General features: G+C 73.8%; 16 protein-coding genes. 9 read left to right on the top strand and 7 right to left on the bottom strand.

What is annotated here, in order from left to right:
- Nucleotides 1–222: 222 nt before the first annotated feature.
- The 3 genes from ACIO5E_RS30250 to ACIO5E_RS30240 all read left to right on the top strand — a co-directional run bounded on the left by ACIO5E_RS30250 (nucleotide 223) and on the right by ACIO5E_RS30240 (nucleotide 6,703).
- On the top strand, nucleotides 223–1,590 hold the full coding sequence (locus tag ACIO5E_RS30250; RefSeq protein WP_400673903.1) for a TIR-like protein FxsC: 1,368 nt from the start codon (nucleotides 223–225) through the stop codon (nucleotides 1,588–1,590).
- Nucleotides 1,587–5,594, top strand: coding sequence for an FxSxx-COOH system tetratricopeptide repeat protein (fxsT, locus tag ACIO5E_RS30245; RefSeq protein WP_400673901.1), 4,008 nt, complete (start codon nucleotides 1,587–1,589; stop codon nucleotides 5,592–5,594). Before ACIO5E_RS30250 ends, fxsT begins: the two co-directional genes overlap by 4 nt.
- Nucleotides 5,595–5,710: 116 nt before the next feature.
- Entirely contained in the window at nucleotides 5,711–6,703 is a 993-nt protein-coding gene (locus ACIO5E_RS30240; protein WP_400673899.1) for a 2-hydroxyacid dehydrogenase, read from the top strand.
- A gap of 49 nt (nucleotides 6,704–6,752) precedes the next feature.
- Here the strand turns inward: ACIO5E_RS30240 and ACIO5E_RS30235 are convergent, their stop codons facing one another.
- The 3 genes from ACIO5E_RS30235 to ACIO5E_RS30225 all read right to left on the bottom strand — a co-directional run bounded on the left by ACIO5E_RS30235 (nucleotide 6,753) and on the right by ACIO5E_RS30225 (nucleotide 9,515).
- Nucleotides 6,753–7,607, bottom strand: coding sequence for an alpha/beta fold hydrolase (locus ACIO5E_RS30235; RefSeq protein WP_400674108.1), 855 nt, complete (start codon nucleotides 7,605–7,607; stop codon nucleotides 6,753–6,755).
- 23 nt (nucleotides 7,608–7,630) lie between these two features.
- A complete protein-coding gene (locus tag ACIO5E_RS30230) occupies nucleotides 7,631–8,530 on the bottom strand; it encodes a DUF4231 domain-containing protein (protein ID WP_400673896.1) in 900 nt (299 codons plus the stop codon).
- Between the two features lie 220 nt (nucleotides 8,531–8,750).
- Nucleotides 8,751–9,515 (bottom strand): sugar isomerase domain-containing protein, encoded by a 765-nt coding sequence (locus ACIO5E_RS30225; RefSeq protein WP_400673894.1) that lies wholly within the window; start codon nucleotides 9,513–9,515, stop codon nucleotides 8,751–8,753.
- A 221-nt stretch (nucleotides 9,516–9,736) separates the two neighbouring features.
- Here ACIO5E_RS30225 and ACIO5E_RS30220 point away from each other — a divergent pair, with 221 nt between their 5' ends.
- On the top strand, nucleotides 9,737–10,435 hold the full coding sequence (locus ACIO5E_RS30220) for a metal-dependent transcriptional regulator (RefSeq protein ID WP_400673892.1): 699 nt from the start codon (nucleotides 9,737–9,739) through the stop codon (nucleotides 10,433–10,435).
- A gap of 438 nt (nucleotides 10,436–10,873) precedes the next feature.
- Here ACIO5E_RS30220 and ACIO5E_RS30215 read toward each other — a convergent pair whose 3' ends face one another.
- Nucleotides 10,874–11,584: a bifunctional DNA primase/polymerase gene (locus ACIO5E_RS30215; RefSeq protein ID WP_400673890.1), complete on the bottom strand. Its 711-nt coding sequence runs from the start codon at nucleotides 11,582–11,584 to the stop codon at nucleotides 10,874–10,876.
- A 306-nt stretch (nucleotides 11,585–11,890) separates the two neighbouring features.
- On the opposite strand from ACIO5E_RS30215, the gene ACIO5E_RS30210 reads away from it, so the two are divergent.
- Together ACIO5E_RS30210 and ACIO5E_RS30205 are read left to right on the top strand one after the other, a co-directional pair.
- Complete coding sequence (locus ACIO5E_RS30210; RefSeq protein ID WP_400673888.1) at nucleotides 11,891–13,267, top strand: transcriptional regulator; 1,377 nt, start codon at nucleotides 11,891–11,893, stop codon at nucleotides 13,265–13,267.
- A 172-nt stretch (nucleotides 13,268–13,439) separates the two neighbouring features.
- Nucleotides 13,440–14,618 (top strand): hypothetical protein, encoded by a 1,179-nt coding sequence (locus ACIO5E_RS30205; protein WP_400673886.1) that lies wholly within the window; start codon nucleotides 13,440–13,442, stop codon nucleotides 14,616–14,618.
- 50 nt (nucleotides 14,619–14,668) lie between these two features.
- Here the strand turns inward: ACIO5E_RS30205 and ACIO5E_RS30200 are convergent, their stop codons facing one another.
- On the bottom strand, nucleotides 14,669–15,967 hold the full coding sequence (locus ACIO5E_RS30200) for an ABC transporter substrate-binding protein (protein ID WP_400673884.1): 1,299 nt from the start codon (nucleotides 15,965–15,967) through the stop codon (nucleotides 14,669–14,671).
- Nucleotides 15,968–16,141: 174 nt separating this feature from the next.
- Here ACIO5E_RS30200 and ACIO5E_RS30195 point away from each other — a divergent pair, with 174 nt between their 5' ends.
- Entirely contained in the window at nucleotides 16,142–16,657 is a 516-nt protein-coding gene (locus tag ACIO5E_RS30195; RefSeq protein ID WP_400673881.1) for a hypothetical protein, read from the top strand.
- A 152-nt stretch (nucleotides 16,658–16,809) separates the two neighbouring features.
- Complete coding sequence (gene purU, locus ACIO5E_RS30190) at nucleotides 16,810–17,676, top strand: formyltetrahydrofolate deformylase (RefSeq protein WP_400673879.1); 867 nt, start codon at nucleotides 16,810–16,812, stop codon at nucleotides 17,674–17,676.
- 27 nt (nucleotides 17,677–17,703) lie between these two features.
- Here purU and ACIO5E_RS30185 read toward each other — a convergent pair whose 3' ends face one another.
- Both ACIO5E_RS30185 and ACIO5E_RS30180 read right to left on the bottom strand, forming a co-directional pair.
- Complete coding sequence (locus tag ACIO5E_RS30185; RefSeq protein ID WP_400673877.1) at nucleotides 17,704–18,900, bottom strand: zf-HC2 domain-containing protein; 1,197 nt, start codon at nucleotides 18,898–18,900, stop codon at nucleotides 17,704–17,706.
- Nucleotides 18,897–19,601, bottom strand: coding sequence for a sigma-70 family RNA polymerase sigma factor (locus ACIO5E_RS30180; protein ID WP_400673875.1), 705 nt, complete (start codon nucleotides 19,599–19,601; stop codon nucleotides 18,897–18,899). Before ACIO5E_RS30180 ends, ACIO5E_RS30185 begins: the two co-directional genes overlap by 4 nt.
- 611 nt (nucleotides 19,602–20,212) lie before the next feature.
- On the opposite strand from ACIO5E_RS30180, the gene ACIO5E_RS30175 reads away from it, so the two are divergent.
- Nucleotides 20,213–20,686 carry an ATP-binding protein gene (locus ACIO5E_RS30175; protein ID WP_400673873.1) on the top strand — a complete coding sequence of 158 codons (474 nt, stop codon included), beginning with the start codon at nucleotides 20,213–20,215 and terminating at the stop codon, nucleotides 20,684–20,686.
- Nucleotides 20,687–20,993: the final 307 nt, after the last annotated feature.

Here is a 20,993-nt window from a genome sequence, read left to right as displayed (position 1 = left end):
GCGGGACCGTCGCGACCGGACGTAGGTGCCATGCATGGCACACGGGCCCCGTCCGGTGATCGGGGCCCGTGCCTGTCCGGCCTTCGTGGTCGTCGTTTCGGTCATGTCAATTCGTGCGACCCGTTGTGCTATTCCCCTGGGGCGTCAGTCGTTCCTACACTGAAGCCCCGCCGCACGGGGGCTGCGGGAACCAGGTTGCCGACGGGCCCGGGGGAGGCACGTGTGAACGACCGTGGCTGGGACGAGGACGACGCCCGGCCGTACTTCTTCCTCTCCTACGCGCACACCCCGAAGGCCGGTGCACGGGGCGCCGGCGATCCGAACCACTGGGTTCGGCAGCTGTACCGGGACCTCTGCGAAGCGGTGCTGCAGCTGACCACGGTGCCGGCCGGGGTGCCGGTCGGATTCATGGACGAGTCCATGCACCAGGGCGAGTTGTGGGCCGATCGGCTGTCCGAGGAGCTGGCGAGCTGCCGGGTGTTCGTACCGCTGTACTCGCCGCGCTACTTCAACAGCGTGCCGTGCGGTCAGGAGTGGCACGCCTTCACCCGCCGACCGGTCTACCCGGCGACCATCGACGCGGAGCGCACCAGCGGCATCGTGCCGGTGCTCTGGGCGCCGATGAGCCGCTACCGGCTGCCCGCCGTGGCCAGTGAACTGCAGTTCAACCACGCGAGTTTCGGGCCGGACTACGCCACCGAGGGCCTGTACGCGCTGATGAAGCTGACCTACTTCCGCTCCGCCTACGAGCTGGCCGTGCACCGGCTGGCGGCGCGGATCGTGCAGGTCGCGGAGGAGACGGTGATCCCGGTCGGGCGGCGGCTGGACTTCAACGGGCTGCCCAGCGCCTTCAACGTGAGCGCGCCGACCAAGCAGCTGCGGATCTCGGTGCTCTCGTACCACCAGGGCGAGTTGCCGGCGGACCGCAACCCCGACTTCTACGGCACCCGGCGCACCGACTGGCACCCGTACCGCCCGGCCGGCTCGCCGATCGCGCAGCACGCGGTGCGGCTGGCCCGGCAGTTGGGGTTCCAGCCGACCGTGCACGAGTTCGACGACGAGGTCGACTCGATCATCGACGGCAATGCCGAGGCCCCCGGCCTGCTGCTGCTCGACCGGTGGGCGCTGCGCGACCCGGACCGCCGCGAACTCGTCCGCCGCTTCGACCGCTCCGACGCCACCTGGGTGAGCGTCCTGGAACCGTGGAACACCGACGACCCGGAGTGCGAGGAACGCGCCGGCGAACTCGGCGAGTTGAGTGACCAGGCACTGCGCAAGACCCGGCGGGCGAGCCGTCCCAGCTTCCTCGGCGTGACCGGCCCGACCGGGCTGAACACCCTGGAGGACTTCGACGACGCGCTGCCCCGGGCCGCGATGAAGGCCAAGTACGCCTTCGAGGGCCGCACCAGGGCCGAGCCGGAGGACCCGTCGCCGCCCCGGCCGAACCTGCGGGACGCGTTCCGGCGCGGACCGGGCGGCTTCGGCGCGGACGGGAGCAGACCAGACCCCTTCGGCCACGACGACCACCCAGACCGCGACGACGGCGATGACCCCGATGGCCGGATGGCGCCCGTAGGAGGACCCAGATGAGCGAGAACCGCACCAGGAACCTCCGCATCGGGGGCCTCACCGCGGCCGAACTGACCGCCCAGCGCGATGCCGAGCGGCGCTCCGCGGAGCAGGACCGCAACGGCCGGATCATCACGTTCTACTCCTACAAGGGCGGCACCGGGCGCACCATGGCGCTCGCCAACACCGCCTGGATCCTGGCCGCCAACGGCTTCCGGGTGCTCACCGTGGACTGGGACCTGGAGGCGCCGGGCCTGGCCAAGTTCTTCCACCCCTTCCTCGATCCGGCCTCGCTGGCCGGCACGACCGGGATGATGGACCTGATCGCCGAGTACCGCGAGGAGGCGCTGCGCCCGGTCGAGCACGCCGAGGGCTGGCACCTGGACTTCGCCCGGGTGCACCCGCACGCGCTCTCGCTGTCCTGGCCGCTGTTCCCGGCCGGCGGCAGCCTGGACTTCCTGTCCGCCGGCCAGTTCAACCGGGACTACTCCGAGGCCGTCACCCACCTGGACTGGGACATCTTCTACGACCGCTTCGACGGCGGGCAGTTCTTCGACGCCCTCAAGGCCGACATGAGCAAGCGGTACGACTACGTGCTCATCGACTCGCGCACCGGCCTGTCCGACATCGCCGAGATCTGCACCGTCCAGATGCCCGACGACCTGGTGGTCTGCTTCACCCTGAGCGACCAGTCGATCGACGGAGCCTCCCGGATCGCCCAGCACATCCACGACCGCTACCGCGAGCGCGGCATCCGGATCCTGCCCGTCCCGATGCGCATCGACGAAGGCGAGAAGGAGAAGGCGGACGCCGGCCGGGCGCTCGCCCGGGTCCGCTTCGACGGGCTGCCGTCCGGCCTGAACGGCGACGAACTCGCCCAGTACTGGGGCTCGGTGGAGATCCCGTACCGGCCGTTCTACGCCTACGAGGAGATCCTGGCCACCTTCGGCGACCAGACCGGCACCCCCACCTCGATGCTGGCCGCCTGCGAGCGGCTCACCTCGATGATCACCGAGGGCAGGGTCGCCTCGCTGCCGCCGCTGGACGAGGAACTGCGGCTGCGCTACGTGGACGCGTTCACCCGCCGCCGCCCGTCCGTCCCCGCCGACCTCTACCTCTCCTACGTGCCCGAGGACCGGATGTGGGCCGACTGGATCGAGGCCGTGCTCACCCGGGCCGGCTTCCGGGTGCTGCCCCGCGACCTCAGCGCCGGCACCGACCCGCGCGAGGAGACCGAGCGCGGCATCGACGCCGCCTACCGGACCGTCGCCGTCCTCTCGCCCGCCTACCAGCGCTCCCCGCAGGCCCGGGCGCTGTGGGAGTCGGTGGTCAGCTCCGACCCGTCCGGCACCCGGCGCCAGCTCGTCCCCGTCCGGGTCGGGGACGTGCGGCTCACCGCGCCGTTCAGCAACCGCAACCCGGTCGACCTGGTCGGCCGCGACGAGGTGCAGTCCGTACAGACCCTGCTGCGTGCCCTCGGCCGCGGCGACGTCGTGCTGACCGAGGCCAACGGCGGCGGACCGCGCTTTCCCGGCAGCAAGCCGGCGGTCTGGGACGTGCCGCCGCGCAACCCCTCCTTCACCGGCCGCGCCGCCGTCCTGGAGCAGCTGCGCAACCAGCTGCGCGGCGGCATGGCGGCCGTCCTGCCCACCCCGCAGACGCTGTACGGGCTCGGCGGCGTCGGCAAGACGCAGGTGGCGCTGGAGTACGCGCACCGCTTCATGTCCGACTACGACCTGGTCTGGTGGATCGACGCCGAGCAGACCGAACTGGTCGCCCCGGCGCTGGCCGACCTGGCCCGCCGACTCGGCCTGCGGGTCGGCGACTCGGTGACCGAGGCCGCCGAGGCCGCCCGGGAGGCACTGCGCCGCGGCGTGCCGACCCAGCGCTGGCTGCTGATCTTCGACAACGCCGACGAACCGGCCGAGATCCGCCGCTTCTTCCCCGGCGGCTCCGGCCACATCCTGGTCACCTCCCGCAACCAGGCCTGGACCGGGCACGCCGAGGCGCTGGAGGTGGACGTCTTCACCCGCGGCGAGAGCGTCGAGCACCTGTGCCGGCGGGCCCGCGGCCTGTCCCGCCCGGACGCCGACCGGGTCGCCGAGGCGGTCGGCGACCTGCCGCTCGCCGTCGAGGTCGCGGCCGCCTGGCTGGACACCACCGGCACCCCGGTGGAGACCTACGTCGCCCAGCTGCACGCCGAGGCGGCCCGCGCGCTGGCCGTCTCCCGCCCCGCCGACTACCCGACCCCGGTCGGTGCCACCTGGAACGTCTCGATCGGCCGGCTGCGCCAGCAGTCCCCGGCGGCCGTACGGCTGTTGCAGCTGTGCGCGTTCTTCGCGCCCGAGCCGATCTCGATGAACCTGTTCTACAGCGACCAGATGATCCGGGCGCTGGTGAAGTACGACGCCGACCTCAGCGACAAGTTCATGCTGGGCAAGGTGATCCAGGCGATCGGCCGGTACGCGCTGGCGAAGGTGGACGCGGGCAGCAACAGCTTCCAGGTGCACCGCCTCGTCCAGGCGGTGATCCGGGCCGAGATGACCGAGGACGAGCAGGAGGTCGCCGTCCACGAGGTGCATCGCATCCTCACCGGCGCCCGGCCCGTCCTCGGCGACACCGACGACCCCGCCAACTGGCCCGCCTTCGACGAGATCTGGCCGCACCTGTCGCCCTCCAAGGCGCACAACTGCGACGAGGCGGACACCCGCCAGCTGCTCATCGACCGCGTCCGCTACCTCTGGAAGCGCGGCGAACTCGACCGCGCCCGGGACCTCGGCCACGCCCTGGACGCCGAGTGGACCGGCAAGCTCGGCGAGGACGACCGGCAGACCCTGCTGCTGCGCTTCCAGCTCGCCAACGTGCTGCGCTCGCAGGGAAGTTACGCCGAGGCGCTGGCCCTGGACGAGGACACCCTGGAGCGCCAGCGGGCGCTGCTCGGCGAGCACCACCCGTACACCCTGATGACGGCCGGCTCCCTCGGCGCCGACCGCCGGGCGCTCGGCCGGTTCCAGGCCGCGCTCGACCTGGATCGCGAAATCCTCGACCAGTTCCGGGAGTTGTTCGGGGACGACAACCCGCGCACGCTCTCCATGGCGAACAACCTGGCGATCGACTACCGGCTGGTCGGCGAGAGCGAGGCCGCCCGCGAACTCGACCAGGAGACCCTGGACCGGCGCATCGCCGTGCTCGGCCCCAAGCACCCGTACACCCTCATCACCAAGTCCGCCCTCGCCCGGGACCTGCGCGAACTCGGCGACTACAGCGGCTCGGCGGACCTGCTCCGGGAAGTCACCACGGACTTCGGCGACGGGCTGGACCCGGGGCTTCCGGAGAGCCTGCGCAACGCCAAGTCGCTGGCCGTCTCGCTGCGCCGGATGGGCCAACTCGCCGAGGCCCGCCGGATCACCAAGGAGACCTACGAGCGCTACCTGGAACGGTACGGCGCCGATGCCCCCGACGCGCTCGCCTGCGCGCTCAACCTGGCCGCCGACCACAGCGCCTCGGGCGACAAGGAGGCCGCTCGGGACCTCTGCTCCACCGTCTTCGAAGGCCACCGGCGGCTGTTCGGCGACGAGCACCCCTTCACCCTGGCCTGCGCCAACAACCTCGGCATCTACCTGCGCGGCAGCGGCGACATCCAGGGCGCCATCGACCGCGGCCGGGCCACCGTCGAGGGGCTGACCGGCTCGGTCGGACCGGAGCACCCGTACACCCTCAACGCGATGATCAACCTGGCCAACGCCTACGGCGACGACGGCCAGATCGGCCTCGCCGAGGAACTCGGCCGGACCGCCTACCAGGGCCTGTGCGACCGCTACACGCCCCGGCACCCGGACGCCGTCGCCTGTGAGGCCAACCTGGCGATCACCCTGCGCTCGGCCGGCCGGCACACCCAGGCCGCCGAGCTGCGGGCGCGCGCGATCGGCGAGCTGATCCGGCAGTTCGGGGAGGAGCACCCCAACACGGTGGCGGCGCGCGGCTGGAAGCGGATCAACCGGGACCTGGAGCCGCAGCCGGTGTAGCCGCGCGGCCGGGCGGGGGCGGGGGCGGGCACGGCGGAGTCGGGTACGGCGGGGGCGCGTACGGCGAAGGGGACGGTACGGCGGGGGCGCGACGGGGGCGGGTACGCTGCGGGCTCATGAGCACCCCGCCCCCGGCTCCGTCCCCGTCCCCGGCCCAGCCCCCGGTGCTGGTCACCCGACGCCTCGCGCCCGGGGTGATCGAGCGGCTCACCGCGCACCACGCCGTCACCCGCCACGACTCCGACCAGGCGATGGACCGGGCCGACCTGCTGGCCGCCGTCCGCGGCCGCCGGGCCGTGCTCACCACCCTGGACGACCGGGTGGACGGCGAGTTCCTGGACGCGGCCGGCCCCGGCCTCGCCATCGTCGCCAACCACGCGGTGGGGCACCACAACATCGACCTGGCCGCCTGCGCCGAGCGCGGCGTGCTGGTCTCCAACACCCCCGGCGTGCTCACCACCGCCACCGCCGACATGGCCTGGGCACTGCTGCTGGCCGCCACCCGCCGACTCGGCGAGGGCGAGCGGCTGCTGCGCTCCGGCCGCCCCTGGACCTGGGCGCCGAACTTCCTGCTCGGCCTGGAGCTGGCCGGCACCCCGCTCGGCGTGCTCGGCATGGGCCGGATCGGGCAGGCGGTGGCCCGCCGGGCCCGCGCCTTCGACATGCCGGTCAGCTACCACAACCGCCGCGAGCTGGCGCCCGAGCAGGCCGACGGCGCCACCTGGCGGCCGCTGGAGGAACTGCTCGCCACCTCCACGGTGCTGGTCGTCACCGCCCCGCTCAGCGCCGCCACCCGGCACCTGCTGGACGCCCGCCGGCTCGCCCTGCTGCCGCGCGGGGCGGTGGTGGTCAGCATGACCGCCGGGGTGGTGGACGAGGAGGCGCTGGCCGCCGCGCTGGAGTCCGGCGCGCTGTTCGCCGCCGCCGTGGACAACTTCGAGCGCGAGCCGGCCGTCCCGGCCGCGCTGCTCGCCCAGGAACGCGCGGTGCTGGCCCCGCACCTGGGCAGCGCCACCGTCCGCACCCGGCAGGCGATGGGCGGGCTGGCGGTGGACAACATCATGGCCGTGCTGGGCGGGGGAGCGCCGGTCACCCCGGTGACGGCCTGACCGGGGCGCCGGTGACCCGGGGGAGCTCCTGGGGCCTGTCAGGCAAGCCCTAACCCGCCGCCCAGGCCAGGGCGGTGGTCAGCACCCGGAACGCCCCGAAGTGCGCGGCGCCGGGCTCCAGGAAGAGCTCGGCGCCGGGGATGTGGTCGGCCAGCCAGCGGGAGTGCTCGACCGGGGAGAACTGGTCGTCGGCGCCGTGCCAGAGCCAGCTCGGCACCGCGATGTCCTCGACCCGGAACCCCCAGTCGGCGGTGAACGCCAGCACGTCGTCGATCCAGCCGTCCGCGCCGTGCCGGAACGCCTCCCGGTAGTTGCTCTGCAGCATCCGCCGCAGTCCGCTGTCGGCCACCACCTCCCGGTCGGCGGGCGACAGTTCGGGCCGCAGCCCGTTCAGCAGCCGGACCGGGTCGTCCTTGATCTGCAGGGAACGGAACTCCATCGCGTCGGCGATCCGGCCGTGCCCGCGCTCCGCCTCCTGGTAGGCGTGCACGTTGGACGGGGTCATCCCGGCGTACCAGTCGAGGCCGGCCGCGTCGCGCGGCGCCAGGCCGACCAGCACCGCCACCCGGCTGACCCGCTGCGGCAGCAGCGCCGCGCAGGCCAGCGCGTGCGGGCCGCCGCCGGAACGGCCGAGCACCGCGAAGCCGTCCAGCCCCAGGTCGTCCGCGATGGTCCGGACGTCGGCCGCCGCCGCGCTCACCCGGCGGCCGAACTGCCTGGTCGAGTCGCCGTAGCCGGGCCGGTCGTAGGAGATCAGCCGCACCCCCAGCCGGTACAGGACGGTGCTGCGCGGGTGCGGGCCCACCCGGCTGCCGGGCATGCCGTGCAGCAGGAACACCGGCCGGCCGCGCGGGTCGCCCAGGGACTCGACGGCGAGGGCCCGGCCGTCCGCGGCCTTGACCATCCGTAACGACACCTGCGGCCTCCTCAGTGGTCCCGGTCGGTGGTGGTGCGGATCTCCCGGCGGGCCTGCCAGGTGGTGTGCTCGCGCGAGACCGCGTCCTCGGCGTCCCGGGCCAACCGGGCCCAGAGCTCCTCGGCGTCCGCCGACTCCAGGTCCAGCCGGGCCAGTTGGCGCCGGATGAGCTCCAGCTCGTCGGCGGCCAGCCCGTACGCGGCGGCCAGCGGGCGGTACTGGCGCAGCTGCGCCCAGGCGGTGACCGAGGCGGCCACCGCCGAGACCGTGCCCAGCGCGTCGTAGCTGAACGCGCCGAGCGCCCGCAGCACCGCCAGCACCAGCCCGAGCGCCGGCAGCACCACGCCCAGCACCCCGGCCAGGTCGCCCGCCCGGGCGCAGTGGCGGGACTTGGCGCGGTACCAGTCGTGCTGCACCTGGATCCGCTCCCGCAGGTACACCTCGCGCCGCACCGCGAGCGGCTGCTCGCGCAGGTCGCGCATCGCCGCGGTGATCTCCACCCCGGTGCCCGGCGCGACCACCCGGCCGCCCGGGAAGGCGCCCAGCACCCCGCCGAGCTGGAAGCGGTACAGGCCCTCGGCGTCCGGCAGGGTGCGCGGCGGCGGCTGGTAGGCGTCCGCCCGGACGGCGAACTTCCAGGCCAGCGTCTTGACCGACTCGGCGGCGGCCCGGCCCTCGTACCAGAGGCCCTGCGGGTTCTGCCGGCTGATCACCACCGCGAGGGCGATCGCGCCGAGGTAGGCGGCGGCCGCCGCCCAGGCCCACGGCTCGCCGTCGGCCGAGCCGGTCGCGGCGGCGAGCACCAGCAGCAGCAGTTCCCAGGCGGACAGGAGCACCGAGCGCCGCTGGCCGCGCAGCGAGGCCGCGTCGGCGGTCCAGAAGAACTCCGGCAGCAGGTCCCGCTCGCGCACCCACCCCGTCCGTCCAGTCCCAGACGCCATGGTCGGCCCCCACCCGTCGCTCCGGTCGCACCGCTCTCCTGCCCCGGGCGGCTCCCCGGTACGCCTGGCCCGCCCCGGGGTCGCCCGCAATGGCCGGGATGCCCCGGTGGATTGTCCGGGCCGGGTACTTTCGGTGGGCGGTCCGGCACCGTGCGTGGCCCCCGGGGGCTTCGGCGGACGGGTGGGGGCTTCAGTAGGTGTAGAGGATCCGGTCGGCGTTGTCGGCCATCTGCTTGGCGTTCCACTCGGTGCCGCCGGGGACGTTGCCGGAGCGGAACAGCGGCGGGGCCGCGGCGGTGCCCGCGGCCGCCGCGTCGGCCAGCCGGCCGACCGCCGAGGCGACCACGGCCTGCATCAGCGCGCTGGTCACGATGGTGGAGACCGGGCCGAAGGTGGTCTCGGCGGCCGGGTGGGTCAGCTCGCCGTCCCCGACCGCGATCTTGCTGTCCAGCACCACGTCGCAGTGGTCCTTCAGGTACGTGCCGGACGGGTGCGCCGAGGGCACCTCGTCCGGGTAGGCGAGCGAGGTCACGCCGATCACCTTCAGGCCGCGGTCCCGGGCGTACCGGGCCAGCTCGACCGGCATGACCTGACGGCCGGACAGCGAGATCAGGAACAGCAGGTCCCCGGCGGTGGCCGGGGTCAGGTCCAGGGTGGTGGTGGCCAGGCCGGAGACCCGCTCCAGCGCGCTGGCCAGCGGCGCGGGCATCACCGTCACCCCGGCCATCCCGGGGACGTTCAGCAGGTTCATCGGGACCAACCCGCCGGCCCGGTAGACCACGTCCTGGGCCGGCAGCGCGGAGTGTCCGGCACCGAAGGTGAACACCCGGCGTCCCTCGGTGATCGCCTCGGCGAGCAGCGTCGCAGCGGCCTCGATGGTGTCGGCCTCCTCCTCCCGGACCCGCTGGAGGTGGGCGATCGCGGCGTCGAAGTACCGGCCGACCAGGTCGTTCATCTGTTGCCTTCGCTCTCTGCCGGTGGGGGAGCCGGCCGGGTGGGGTGGTCCGGGTGGTCCAGACCGCCAGTGGAGAAAGCTACGGCGAGCACGGTGGCGCCCCGGCGGCACCGCTGTCAACAGGAACGAAAACCGGCCCCCCGGGCCCCTGCGCGGGCCCGGTTGTCTGCGCAGTACGTCAGAATTGGCGGTGAGGACACCGAAGAACGGAGCCAGCGGCGATGTCTGGGCTGATCGACACCACTGAGATGTACCTTCGCACCATCCTGGAGCTGGAGGAGGAAGGCATCGTCCCGATGCGCGCCCGGATCGCCGAGCGACTGGAGCAGAGCGGCCCCACGGTCAGCCAGACGGTCGGCCGGATGGAGCGCGACGGGCTGTTGCAGGTCGCGGGGGACCGCCACCTCGAACTCACCGACGACGGGCGCCGGCTGGCGGTGCGCGTCATGCGCAAGCACCGCATCGCCGAGTGCCTGCTGGTCGACGTGATCGGGCTGGAGTGGGAGCAGGTCCACGAGGAGGCCTGCCGCTGGGAGCACGTGATGAGCGAGACGGTCGAGCGCAAGGTGCTCGCCATGCTCGGCCACCCGACCCAGTCCCCGTACGGCAACCCGATCCCGGGCCTGGACGAGCTGGGCGACGCCAAGGCGGAGGGCGAGGGCTTCGACGCCGCGCTCGTCCCGCTGGACACCGTCAGGCCGGGCGACGGCGGCGCCAGCGTGGTGGTCCGCCGGATCGGCGAGCCGATCCAGACCGACGGCGAGCTGATGCGCACGCTGCGCCGGGCCGGGATCCGGCCGGGCTCCACCGTGCAGGTGAGCGCCGGCGCCGGCGTCGGCGGCGTGCTGGTCGGCAGCGGGGAGAACGCGGCGGAGCTGGGCAAGGACATCGCCCAGCACGTCTTCGTCGCCCAGGCCTGAGCGGGCGGCCACCGGGGTCTCCCCGGAACGACGAGAAGGGCCCGCTGCTTCCCGTGCAGCGGGCCCTTTCGCCTCCCCGTACCCTCCCCGTTCCCCCTCTTCCCTCCCGTCCCTCCCGGTCCCCTCCGTTCCCTCCCGGTCCCCTCCACCGCCTCGCCCGGCTTCCCCGTCCGAGCGCTCCCTCCGGCGTCCCCTCGCACCGCAATTCCTCCCCTCGGCCGATCATGGCAATCCTTGAGCGTTGTCACTCGTCCGAGGGGCTTTCGCCCATGATCAGCGGGTAGACCGAGGCCTTATCAGCACATGCGTGTGACGGGCCCCGTCTCCGGTGGGAGACAAGGCCCGTCAGTCGCGCGCAGGGGTGTCGCGCGTCGCGCGCCCTCACCCGATCGGTCCAGGGCGGCCTCGTGCGGGGCGGTGAATCGCCGCCGCGCCCGTTCAGCGCACCGCCGCCGGCTGCGCGGGCTCGGGGCGGACGGCGGCGGGCGCCTCGCGTCCGCACGCGTAGGCGAGCGGGCTGATCAGCTCGGCGGCGTCGGGCAGCCAGCGGTTGAGCGCCGAGGGGGAGCGGGCCCACTGGGCGTAGCCGGTGCCGCCGATCCGGGACGGCGGGGCGACCGTCCAGTCCCCCTCGCCGCGGGCGACCAGGTCCAGCCGGCCGGGCGGCCAGCCGAGCTTGCGGAGCATCTCCGGCAGCTTGGCCGCCACCCCGGGCAGCACCAGGAAGTGCAGTCGCCGGCCGACCCGCCCGGGCGAGGCGGGCAGCACCGCGACGGGGCCCAGCTGGAGGTCCATCCGCTCCATCCGGGCCAGCGCCAGGCATCCGGCCGTCTCCGGGACGTCCAGGACGTCGAAGGACCGGCCGGTGGGCAGCAGGATCGAGGCCTGCGGCCGCTCGGTCCACCAGCGCCGTACCGCCCCCGGCCCGGCGCTCGCCTTGCGGGCCCAGTCCGCGTCGAGCGGGTGGGCCCCCGGCAGCAGGCAGCGCGGGTCGCCGCAGGAGCAGCGAGCGGGCCCGTCGCCGTCGATCAGCCAGGCACCGGGAGCGACCTCCCAGTGGCGGTTCTCGGCGTAGCCGACGGCTTCGACGAGCAGCGGGGGCAGTCCGGCGTTCTTGCCCTGGTCGGGGGAGTCGGGGGTGTCTTCCACGCGCTGCTCAACTACCGTGTGTGAGGCTGGTTACGGCCCGGCGGGGGCCGGTTGGACGCAGTGCGGCAATGTCACCCGATCCAGTTACTCAAGCGAGTTGAGGCGGGCGGAGGCAGGCGCAGTGGGGGCGCACGGGAGCATTTCCCAGGGCGCGTGGGGGGTGCGGTTCGTCACCGTGGGTATCCCGCTGGCGTTGCTGATCGCTAACCTGGTGTCAGATTCCTTGGACGGTCGGACAGTCGGCAACAGATCAGCAGAATCGTCGCCCGCCGGCCGGGACCGGAGGGTGTGGGGAGGCGAAGCCCAATGGCCGCGAGACCACTCGTCGCACGACAGCCCAACGAGCGTCTGCAGCAACTGATCCAGGAGGCCAGCTGCTCCAACGCCGGCCTGGCCCGGAGGGTCAACCTCTGCGGCGCCGAGCACGGTCTGGACCTGCGGTACGACAAGACCTCCGTCGCCCGCTGGCTGCGCGGTCAGCAGCCGCGCGGACAAGCGCCGGCCGTGATCGCCGAGGCCCTCGGCCGCAAGCTCGGCCGCAGCGTGTCGGTCGAGGAGATCGGCATGGCCGACGGCAAGAACCTCAGCTCCGGCATCGGGCTGCAGTTCGCGCCGACCCTGAACGCCGCCCTGGAGCAGGTCTGCGAGCTCTGGCGCAGCGACGTCGGCCGGCGGGACTTCCTGACCGGGGCCACGGTCGCGGCCTCGGCGCTGGTGGAGCCCAGTCGGGACTGGCTGATCACCCCGCCCGACCCGGTGGTGGCACGCACCGGCGGCCCCCGGGTCGGCCCGACCGACGTGGCCGCGATCAGGGCCACCACCACGATGCTGGTGGACCTGGACCACCGCTTCGGCAGCGGCCACGTGCGCCCGGTGGTCGTGCACTACCTCAACTCGGTGGTCTCCAGCCTGCTCGGCGGGGCGTACCGGGAGGAGACCGGGCGTCAACTCTTCGCCGCGGTGGCCCGGTTGACCGAACTGGCCGGCTACATGGCGGTGGACACCGGCCAACCCGGCCTGGCCCAGCGCTACTACATCCAGGCGCTCCGGCTCGCCCAGGCCGCCGACGACCGCGGTTACGGCGGCTACGTGCTGGCGGCCTCGATGAGCCACCTGGCGGCGACGCTCGGCAACCCGCGGGAGATCGCCCAGCTCGCCCGCGCGGCGCAGGAGGGCGCCCGGACGGTCGCCACCCCGACGGCGATGGCGATGTTCTACGCCGCCGAGGCCCGCGGACACGCCCTGCTCGGGGACGCCCGCTCCTGCGAGGCGGTGGCGGCCAAGGCGCTGGAGATGATGGAGGAGCGCCACCCGGAGGACGACCCGGACTGGATCGTCCACTTCGACGACGCCTACCTGGCGGACGAGCTGGCCCACTGTCACCGCGACCTGGAACAGGCCGGTCAGGCCGAGCACTACGCCCGCCGGGCGCTCGACCTGCACCCGCCGACCCGGGTCCGCCGCCGCGCGGTGGACCTCGTCCTGCTCGCCACCGCCCAGCTGCAACAGCGGGACCTCGAACGCGCCTGTGAGACGGGCGCGCAGGCGGTCCGGCTGCTGAGCGGGCTGCGGTCCAACCGCGGCGTGGAGTACCTGGACGAGTTCCGGCGCCGGCTGGAGCCGTACCGGGAGCAGCGGGTGGTCCGCGAGTTCCACGCCAGGGCGGATGCGGAGGCAGCCTGAGTCCGGGCGGGCGGTGTGAGGGGAGCGTGAGGGATGTTGTCCCGCCCACGTGGTCACCCGGTTCGGTGAACCGGTAGCGTGGGCGCGACGTCCAAGGAACTGTGATGCTCCCAAGAAACGACGAGATGTGGTCCGCCGTCAGCGCGCGGTCGTGCACAGGTGAGGAATCGCGTTGAGCCAGCGCCGCTCGTATCCCAACTCGGGTGACTTCAACCTGGACGACCTGTTCCGCCCCGAGCCCGGCCAGCCCCAGGGCGCGCCGGGCCACCAGCAGGGCCAGGCGGCCGTGCCGCCGGTGGGACAGCCGTCCGGGCAGCCGGAGTACCTCGGCGAGGGCGGGCACGCGCTGCCGACCCAGGCCATGCCGGCCCAGCCCGCCCCGTGGGCCGGTGCGCCGCAGCCCGGCTACGGCGTCCCGCAGCACGACCCGGCCCCGGAGACGCAGCACCTGCCGCCGTACCCGGCCGGGGACCCGCACGCGGGCGGCTACCCCGCGGCCCAGGCCCGGCCCGGGTACCCGCAGCAGCCCGGCCCGGCCGGCTACCAGGGGTACCCGCAGGCCACGCAGCCGCAGCCGTCCTACCCCGGTCAGGACTACGGGCAGAACCCCGGCCAGCCCGGCCAGGACTACGGCCAGAGCTACGGCCAGGGCTTCGACAACACCCAGGTGACCGCGCCGGAGCGCGCCCGCGGCGGCCGCCCCTCCAACAAGCTGGTCATCGGCGGCGTGGTGGCCGGCGTCGCGGCGGCCGGCATCCTGGTCGCGGTCCTGATGAACGGGGACGACGCCACCTCCGGCGACGACCGGAAGACCACCCCGGTGGCCGCCACCGGCAGCGCCGCCGCCACCGGCACCGGCCCGGCGAGCGCGAGCGGCTCGGCGGCCGCCGTCGACCCGGCGGTCAAGGCCCAGGCCCAGCCGCTGTCGGACCTGATCGGCACCGCGAGCGACAGCCGCTCGGCGGTGGTCGGCGCGGTCTCCGCGGTGCAGAAGTGCGACAAGCTGCCCGAGTCGCAGCAGGCGCTCACCGGCGCGGCCGGCAAGCGGCGCGAACTGCAGGCCAAGCTCGGCCAGCTGAAGACGGACAAGCTGCCCGGCGGCCCGCAGCTGGTCGAGCAGCTCAACGCGGCGTGGACCGCCTCCGCGCAGGCCGACGACGAGTACGCGGCCTGGGCCTCGGACTCCCAGGCCCCGGGCGCCTGCGACCCGAAGAAGCTGGACAACCAGCACTACAAGAACGCCGTCCAGGCCAGCGGCGCGGCGACCACCGCGAAGAAGCAGGCCGCCACCCTCTGGAACGCGATCGCCGCCCAGACCGGCCTGCCCAACCGCAGCGACGGCGACCTCTAGGAAGGCGAAGGGGCGGGCACCTGGCCCGCCCCTTCGCCGGGTCCGTGCGGTCACGCCGGCGGGCGGCTCCCGGTGAGCACCCAGCGGACGTCCACGAAGCCCGGCTGCTGCAGGGTCAGTCGGCCGCCCTTGACCACCTGGTAGGTGACCCAGGTGTTCACCAGTCGCGGGGACTCGGTGCTGGGCAGCATGTTGGTGGTGCCCCAGCTCAGCGGCGGGGTGAGGCCGACGTCGATGCCCTCGCCGCTGTCCAGCAGCCCGGTGACGGTCTTCGCGGTGACCGGCCGGCCGGCCGCCGCCACCTTCTCGGCGGCCTGGCGGAACACCTCGTACGCGACCCAGGTGGTCTGCACACCGGGGTCGGAGACGTCGATGCTCCGGCCGCCGGCGGCGTCGGAGTGGGCCACGGCGCGCAGCCCGTCCCAGACCTTGGCCGACTCCGGCGGGTACCAGCTGGTGACGTAGGCGCCGGCCAGCGGGCCGGAGTCGCCGCCGGTGGAGTCGACCACCGACTGCTGCACGCTGCCGATCACCGAGGCGATCCGGGTGTTCTTCGGGTTCAGCCGGCGGTAGGAGTCCAGCAGGTTGCCGGTCGGCTCGGCGGCGAGGGCGCTGGTGAGGCAGTTCGCCGGCTCGTCCTTGCCGATCGCCTTGCGGGCCACCGCCGTGTAGTCGGAGGACTGCTCGGGCGCCTTGACGTCGAGCAGCTTGATCCCGGCCGGCTTGAGCGCGTTGGCCAGGTACCCGAGCAGGTTGTCGCCGGCCGGGGTGTCCGGGCGGACCAGTGCGACGGCCTTGCAGCCGGCCTCGACCAGCTGGCGGCCGCTGCCGCCGATCAGCGCGGGCATGCCGCCGTCCACCGGGTACGACAGCGGGCTGCTGAACTCCGGCTGGGAGAGCCCGTAGCCGCCGATTAAGGGGATGCCGGCGCGCTCCAGGACCGGCATGAAGTCGTCGCCGTACTGGCTGTAGGAGCCGATCACGGCGACCGCCTTGGCGTCCACCGCCTGCTGGGCGCAGGTCTTGGCGCCCTCGGCGGTGTTGTGCTCGTTGCAGGTGAGGACGTTCAGCCGGCGGCCGTTCAGTCCGCCCTTGAGGTTGGCGCCCCGGCCGATCGCCTCGGCGAGCGCGGTCATGCCGGGCCGGTCGGCGGAGCCGGTACCGGACGGGGCCCAGGTCATCACGGTGAGGTCGCCGCCGTTGGTGGAGGCATCGGCCGGTCCGCCGCACGCGGAGGCCGAGAAGAGGGTGGGGAGCAGGGCCGCGGCGGTGGCGGCCGCGGCGATCGGGCGGCGGCGGCGCATCGCGAGCTGGTGCCGGGCCTGGAGCGAGTCCCTTCGGCGGGTCATCGGTCTTCCCTCTCTGGGGCGCCATCCGGCGCACCGGAGCAAGCCAAGCCCCGGTGTCACACGTCGAGAGGGCCGAAGTGCGAACGGTCGGAAAACGTGAGCCGAACTCCGGGGCGGTACGCGTGTAGATCGGGAGTGGAGCACGAACGGACGGGGAACGTACGATCGTTCTTCATGTCCGCCAGCACAGATTCTTCGCACCGGTCTGCCCGAAACCCTTCTCGTCCGGGCCACCGCTCCAGCACGATGGGCGGCATGCCGCTCAACGACCTGCCCTGGTGGCGCTGGCGAGCCCGACTGCGCTCGGCGCTGCACATGCTGTCCGACCCCGGCTTCCAGCAGGAGACCTGGCTGATCGGCCGGGAGGGGTACGGCGACGTCACCGACGCCGTCTACCGGCTGGTCGAGGACACCTGGCTGGACCGCTGGTCGGCCGAGAAGTACGTGGGCACGATCTTCCGCGACTCCACCGAGGCCGCCCTGGTCGACGTGGCGGTGCTGCGGGTGGTCCAGCTGCTGCACGAGGTCGGCGCGGACGCCCCGGCCTCCGCCTACCTCGGCCACCCCGGGTGGCCGGAGGCGGTCCGGGCCGCGCGCGAGGCGCACGTCGCGCTGGCGGTGAACGACGGGGACGACCCGGACGCGGCGCCCAAGTCGCTGGACGTGCTGCGCATCCTCACCCAGGTCTGAGCCGGGGCGCCCGGCCGGACGGTCGGTCGGGCACCTGGTCACAGCGCTGAGCAGCGCCGTCCCGCAGTACGGGCAGCGGGGCGGCGACCGTCCAGGATGTGACACGCTGGACCATCCAGAAACGCCACGACCTCAGGACGGGATACCCCCCAGTGGACCAGCAGCCGGCCAGCGCCCAGTACGTCCTCACGCTGTCCTGCCCCGACAAGCAGGGCATCGTCCACGCCGTCTCCAGCTACCTCTTCATGACCGGCTGCAACATCATCGACAGCCAGCAGTTCGGGGACGGCGACAGCGGGCTGTTCTTCATGCGGGTGCACTTCTCCGCCAGCGAGCCGGTCACCGCCGACAAGCTGCGGGCCAGCTTCGCCGCGATCGGCGCCTCGTTCGGGATGGACTGGCAGATCCACCCGACCGAGCAGCGGATGCGGATCGTCCTCATGGTCAGCAAGTTCGGGCACTGCCTGAACGACCTGCTCTACCGCACCCGGATCGGCGCCCTGCCGGTGGAGATCGCCGCGGTGGTGTCCAACCACACCGACCTGCGCGACCTGACCGAGAGCTACGGCGTCCCGTTCCACCACATCCCGGTCACCCGGGACACCAAGGCCGACGCCGAGCAGCAGCTGCTGGACCTGGTCGCCAAGGAGGACGTCGAACTGGTCGTGCTGGCCCGCTACATGCAGGTGCTCTCGGACCAGCTGTGCACCGCGTTGTCCGGCCGGGTGATCAACATCCACCACTCCTTCCTGCCGAGCTTCAAGGGCGCCAAGCCCTACCACCAGGCGCACGCCCGGGGTGTGAAGCTGATCGGTGCCACCGCGCACTACGTCACCGCCGACCTCGACGAGGGCCCGATCATCGAGCAGGAGGTGGCCCGGGTGACCCACGACATCACCCCGGACCAGCTGGTCGCGCTCGGCCGGGACGTCGAGTGCCAGGCGCTGGCCCGCGCGGTGAAGTGGCACAGCGAGCACCGGGTGCTGCTGAACGGCACCCGCACGGTGGTCTTCGGCTAGGTCCCGAGGGTGCGCAGGCCCTCGGGCCTAAGGCCGCGAGAGCAGCGGCAGGGCGTGCAGCACCTCGCGGATCGCGGCCCGGTCGCCGTGCTCGCCGACCGGCAGCCGGTCCGGGTCGCGGTGCGCGGCGGCCAACTGGCAGAGCTCCAGGCCGTCCAGCACCATCGAGGCCACCGGCTCGCCGCCGGACGGCCCCGACTCCGGCCCGTCCAGCGGTATCAGCCACTCGCCGCTCGCCGGGCCGTCGATCACCAGCCGCAGCCGTCGGCAGCCCTGCCCCGTACCGGGCGGGAGGGCCGGCGCCCCGGCGGGCGCGGCGGCGGCGCGGGCGGCGCGCAGCTCGGCCAGTGCCCGCGGGAGCATCCGGACCGCCAGATCCACCATCTGCCGCAGGTGCTGCGGCGCCGGCGGGGAGTACGGGTAGGCGACCGCGCGGGCCACGTCCTCGCCGTGCACGTAGCACTCGAAGGCGCGGTCCACGAAGGCGTCGCGCAGCGGCAGCACGGCGAAGCCGTAGTCGACGGGGGTGTTGCCCTGCGGGGCGAGCGCGGCGCTGCGTACCAGGTCGTGGGTCTGCCGCCGCCAGCGGGCGCGTACCGACTGCGGTGGGAGCTCGGCCTGGTCGGCGGTCAGCCGGGCGGTGCGCGCGGTGATCCCGGCGTACGGTCCGCCCTGCGGCGGGACCCGGGGCGTCGGTGGGTGCGCGGCCGGCTCCTGCGGCGGCACCCGCCGCTCGCCCGGGGCGGGCGTGGCGCCCGGGCCGGCCGGCACCGGGTCGGGCAGGCCGAGGGCGAGCGCCAGGTAGCCGTCCACGGCGGCGAGATGGCACAGCACCTCGGCCGGGCGCAGGTGCCCGGTGCCGCCGTGCCACGGCAGGTCGGCCACCTCCTGCCACTCCTCCGGGCCGAGGTCGCGCAGCAGCGCGTCGAGCTTGGCGGTCTCCGCGGTGTACGGCACGCCCCAGGCGGGGACGGGCAGTTCGGCCGGGCGGCGGGCCAGGCACCAGTCGAGCACCTGCTGGCGCAGCGAGCCGGGCTGGTCGAGCGGCTCGTCCAGGGCGAGCCAGCCGGCCGCCTCGCGCAGCCGGGCGGCCTCCTCGGCGCACTCCGGGCAGGCGCGCAGATGCCGTTCGAACTCGGCGGCCTCGCGGCTCGGGCAGGCGCCGAGGGCCCAGGCGCCGAGCAGGGAGCGCAGGGCGTCGTGCCGCTCCTCGGTGGTGCTCACGTGCCCCCGTCCCCGTCGTCGTGCCGATTGCCGTGCGGGTCGTCGTGCCGATTGTCGTGCCGGTCGCCGTGCGGGTCGTCGGGCCGCTCGTCGTGTCGGGCGCGCTCGTCGGCCAGTTCGGTGGCCAGCAGTTCCAGGCCGAGCCGCATCCGCTGCTTGGCGGCCTGCTCGCTGATGCCGAGCAGCCGGGCCGTCTCCTGGTAGGTGCGGCCGTCGTAGTACGTCACCGCGATGGTCTCACGCAGGGGTTGGGGCAGGGAGTCGACCACGTACTGCATGCGCGCGGCGGTGGCCACGGCGCGGATCTCCGCCTCGGCCGCGCCCTCGCCGCCGTCCCGTCCTCCGCCCAGGCCGGCGCCGAGGCCGCTGCCCGGGCCGCCGCTCGGGCCGCCGCCCGGTGCCCGCTCGGCGGCCCGCCGCACCCGCAGCCGCTCGACCGCGCGGCGGTGGGTGAGCGCGCCGAGCCAGGAGCGCAGCGAGCCCTGGGCGGGGTCGAAGTCCTCGGGGTGCTCCCAGACGTGGGCGAATATCTCCCGGGTGAGCTGGGCGGCGGCGGCCTGGTCGGCGAGTATCCGCCCGGCCAGGCCGTGCACCATCGGCGCGAGCTGGTCGTAGAGTTCGCCGAGCGCGGTCTCCTCGCCGCGGGCGAGGCGGCGTTGGAGCTGCTCGTCCCAGCGCGGCGCGCCGTCGGGGGTGGCCATCGGGAACCACCCTCCTGCCCGGGTTCGCTGGCGTACCCAACGGTATCTTGCGGCCGGTCGGCGGCGGGACGATTCCCCGAAGAACGGAACCCGGGCTTGCGGATCGTCACGTGGTTCGACCGGTTCGACCGGTTCGACCGGTTCGGCGGTCCGCCGGTGGGACGGTCCGCTCGTGGGACGGTCCGTCGATGATGATGTTCGAAGGCCGTTGGACATATGTCGCACGGGTGGTTCGCGAGTGGCGGGCCGGGCGTCCGGGGCGTCCGGCGGTAGGTTCGCCACGGCGGGACCGGCCGGTCGGCCCGGGCCGGACGAGTGCCGGTACGAGGCTCGCGAGAGTGAGCGGGACAGTATGCACTGCCCTGTCCCCCGATCGCTGGAATATGCCCGAAGCGCTTGCTGCGGCCCGTCCGCCCACTCATCCTGAGGCGTATTCGAGTCGAGGCCAGGGTGCGACGGACGAGCCGGCTCGGGCGGGACAGGCCGGGTGAGCGCCGCTCGGGAGCCCGGGTGAGGGCTCGGGTGGCACCGGGCGACGTGCGGGGCCCGCCGGCTGGACGATCCGGCCCGATCGGGACGATGGCCGAACTGCGAGTGCGGGTGGTGGAGCGGTGCAGGTTCTTCAGGTACAGCTGGCGGTGCAGGCTGACCCCGCAGAGGTCGGCCGGGCCCGCCGGTGGGTGCTCTCGCGGCTGCTGAACCACGGGCTGGACCCGGATGCGCCGGTCGCCGAGACGGTGGTGCTGGTGGTCTCCGAGCTGGTGACCAACGCCGTGGTGCACACCGGGTGTCCGGCCGTGCTGCGGCTCTGCCTGCCGGTGGAGGAGGACCCGGCGGCCGGTGAGCCACCGGGCCCGTTGCGGGTGGAGGTCGCCGACGCGAGTCAGGCGGCCCCCGCCCCGCGACACGCCGGGGCGGACGAGGACGCGACCAACGGGCGCGGCCTGGAGCTGGTCGAGCTGCTCTGCGAGCGCTGGGGCTGGTACCCGGACGGCTCGGGCAAGCGGGTGTGGTGCGAGATCGGGGCCGAGGCCCGGTCGGCGGACCCGCTGGCGGGCGTGGACTGGGCGGCGCTGGCGCAGTAGTGGTGGGTCCGGGGCTGCTCCCGCGGCCGGTCCCGACCGGGCCCGGCTGATTCCGCCGGTGATCGATGGTGGAGACCGCCGGCGGAGATCACCGGCCGAAAGTTGACGCAACCATTCCGAATTTCGGACTACCCATTGACGTGACGTATCCGACTGATCACGCTTGGGTGCGGCTCTCCGTTGTGAGGGGACGCCGAGGGGACGCCCGAACGCCGCCGCGGTGCTGTTGTCCAGGGGGACCGCGTCAGCAGGGGGGCCGTGGACGCCGGTTGCGGGCGCTCCTTGGCGAGTACGGAGTGCGCGGCGC

The organism is Kitasatospora sp. NPDC087314 (genome assembly GCF_044744365.1).
Taxonomy (GTDB): domain Bacteria; phylum Actinomycetota; class Actinomycetes; order Streptomycetales; family Streptomycetaceae; genus Kitasatospora.
This window is presented reverse-complemented; position numbering and strand designations above follow the sequence as displayed.

Coding starts and splice junctions, on each gene's coding strand:
- fxsT (WP_400673901.1), top strand. CDS start 1,587: ATGAGCGAGAACCGCACCAGGAACCTCCGCATCGGGGGCCTCACCGCG.
- ACIO5E_RS30240 (WP_400673899.1), top strand. CDS start 5,711: ATGAGCACCCCGCCCCCGGCTCCGTCCCCGTCCCCGGCCCAGCCCCCG.
- ACIO5E_RS30235 (WP_400674108.1), bottom strand. CDS start 7,607: ATGGTCAAGGCCGCGGACGGCCGGGCCCTCGCCGTCGAGTCCCTGGGC.
- ACIO5E_RS30225 (WP_400673894.1), bottom strand. CDS start 9,515: ATGAACGACCTGGTCGGCCGGTACTTCGACGCCGCGATCGCCCACCTC.
- ACIO5E_RS30220 (WP_400673892.1), top strand. CDS start 9,737: ATGTCTGGGCTGATCGACACCACTGAGATGTACCTTCGCACCATCCTG.
- ACIO5E_RS30210 (WP_400673888.1), top strand. CDS start 11,891: ATGGCCGCGAGACCACTCGTCGCACGACAGCCCAACGAGCGTCTGCAG.
- ACIO5E_RS30200 (WP_400673884.1), bottom strand. CDS start 15,967: ATGACCCGCCGAAGGGACTCGCTCCAGGCCCGGCACCAGCTCGCGATG.
- ACIO5E_RS30195 (WP_400673881.1), top strand. CDS start 16,142: ATGTCCGCCAGCACAGATTCTTCGCACCGGTCTGCCCGAAACCCTTCT.
- ACIO5E_RS30180 (WP_400673875.1), bottom strand. CDS start 19,601: ATGGCCACCCCCGACGGCGCGCCGCGCTGGGACGAGCAGCTCCAACGC.